Origin of the sequence: Umezawaea sp. NPDC059074 (assembly GCF_042738955.1) — a bacterium.
Lineage (GTDB): Bacteria > Actinomycetota > Actinomycetes > Mycobacteriales > Pseudonocardiaceae > Umezawaea.
In genome coordinates this window covers 1-2,511 of sequence record NZ_JBHYHC010000282.1, presented here as the reverse complement: position 1 = coordinate 2,511, position 2,511 = coordinate 1, and the positions used below count along the sequence as shown (strand labels likewise).

At 73.3% G+C, this 2,511-nt stretch carries 1 protein-coding gene; it reads left to right on the top strand.

Going from position 1 to position 2,511, the window contains the following annotated elements:
* Positions 1–91: 91 nt before the first annotated feature.
* A partial coding sequence (locus ACFWW9_RS46045; protein ID WP_390389983.1) for a M12 family metallo-peptidase occupies positions 92–2,511 on the top strand: 2,420 nt, incomplete at its 3' end.

The window sequence follows — 2,511 nt, the reverse complement described above, 5'->3', positions numbered from 1 at the left end:
GGACACACGACTTTCGTCAGTTCTCCCCCGCGGGAAACGTCAGAAGAATGCCGGGGTTGGCACGCCGCCACACCCCGACGGGAGACCTGACGTGGCTCTACGTTCCCTCTCCGGACTCACCGCGCTGGCACTGGCGGCGGGCCTGCTCCACCCGGTCCAGGCCGCGGCGGCGGACAACCCGTGGACCGGCGTCGACAACGCCGCGGCGGCGAGGTCCGCCCGGCCCGCCGAGGTCCGCACCGACCGGTTCGCCGGGTTCACCCTCGACCGGGCCGCGCTCGCGACCACGTTGGCGGGCACACGGGTCCTGCTGCCGACACCCGCGGGCACCTTCGAGCGCTTCGACCTCGTCGACACCCCCGTGATGGAACCAGGGCTCGCCGCCGCGCACCCGGAGATCCGGACCTACGCGGGCCGGGGCGTGGACGACCCGACCGCGTCCGTGCGCGCGGACCTGACCCCGCTGGGCTTCCACGCCTCCGTGCGGTCGGAGAAAGGCCAGTGGTTCGTCGACCCGTACTTCCAGCGGGACCAGAGCCTCTACGCCAGCTACTACGGCCACGACCTCGACCCCGCGCGACCGTTGCGGGAGAACGACGTCGAGCGGGTGGTGAAAGCGCTGCCGAAGGCCCCCGCCATCCCCGTCGTGCGACTGCGCACCTACCGGCTGGCGCTGGTGACCGACCCGTCGTACGCGCGGTACTTCGGCGCGGAGAACGTGACCGCGGCCAAGGTGACGCTGGTCAACCGGGTCACGCAGGTCTACGAGGACGAGTCGGCGATCCGGCTGCTGCTGGTCGACGCCACCGACCGGACCAACCTGAACACCGAGGCCGAGGCTTCCGGCCCGAACGGCCCGTGCGGCGCGGCCCCCTGCTACCGGCCGGAAGGCCTGGTGGCGTGCGGGACGGACACGTTCGTCGACAACGTCAGCGCGCTCGGGCAGCTCGTCGGCGCGGGCAACTACGACATCGGCCACGTCGCCCTCGGCACCCCCGGCGGCGGCGCGGCGGGGCGGGGAGTCGGCGGGTACGACAAGGCCATCGGGTGCACGGGCCTGCCCACCCCGGTCGGCGACTACTTCGCGGTCGACTACGTGGCGCACGAGATGGGCCACCAGTTCTCCGCGAACCACACGTTCAACGGCGACCAGTGGAACTGCGGCATCGGGCAGCGCAACGCCGACACGTCGTTCGAGCCCGGCAGCGGGTCGTCGATCATGGCGTACGCGGGGATCTGCCGCCAGGACAACCTCCAGCGCCACAGCGACCCGTACTGGTCGCACGGCAGCCTCGCGGAGATCACCTCGTACACGTCCGCGGTCCTCCCGCCCATCAGCGAGGAGCAGAACGTGGCGCTGCGGGACTTCGACGGCGCCGACTCCTTCACGCTGACCTACCGCGGCCGCCGTTCCGCGCCCGTCACCCGTGGCGTGGACTACACGCCGGACGGGATCCGGGCCGCACTCCGGACGGTCCTCCCGGCCGGGGCCGAGGTGGTCGTCGCGGGCTTCGGCAACAGCGCCGACCGGCCCGCCGCAGTCGACGACGCCGGGTTCCAGGTCACGTTCGGCGGCGCGCTGACGGGCGTGGACGTCCGCCCGCTCGGGGTCGAGGCGACCGGGGCGACCGCGCTCGTGGGCGAGTCCGTCCAGGGCGGTCCGCAGGACAACCGGGGTCACCGGGTCGAGGCCACCCGCAACCACCCGCCGGTCGTGACCACCGCCAAGCGGCACACCATCCCGGCCCGCACGCCGTTCGCGCTGACCGGTCGCGCCCTCGACCCCGACGGCGACCCGGTCACCTACCTGTGGGAGCAGAACGACCGGGGCGGCGAGAACGGCACGTCGTTGGTGAGCAACACCAAGGTCGACGGGCCGTTGTTCCGGGTGTTCGGCACGGCCGCGATCGTGAGCGACGAGGACGCGCTGAAGTACGGCTCCCCCGGCGAGAACACCACGACCCGCGACCCGGAGCGGGTCTTCCCGGACCTGGCCCAGATCGCGGCGGGTCACACCAACGCGGCGACGGGAGCGTGCCCGGCCGCGCCACCGCCGCCGGAGACGGGCAGCGGGACGAACGTGCCCGCCGACGTGGTCGACTGCTACTCGGAGTTCCTGCCCACGGCCGACTGGGTCGGCGTGGACGGCACCCGGACGCTGCACTTCAAGCTCACCGCCCGCGACGGCAGGCAGGGCGGTGGCGGGATCGGCAGCGCCGACACCGAACTCGTGGTCGCGCCGACCGCCGGGCCGTTCCGGGTCACCTCGCAGGCCGCCGCGACGGCGGTCCGGGGCGGGTCGCGGCTCGCGGTCACCTGGGACGTGGCGGGCACCGCCGCCGCCCCGATCGGGACGACCGCCGTGCGGATCACCTACTCGACGGACGGCGGCCGGACGTTCCCGCACGTGCTCACGAGCCGCACCCGCAACGACGGTTCCGAGACCGTGACGCTGCCGAGGATCCCGACGACCAAGGGCCGGATCAGGGTCGAGGCGGTCGGCAACGTCTT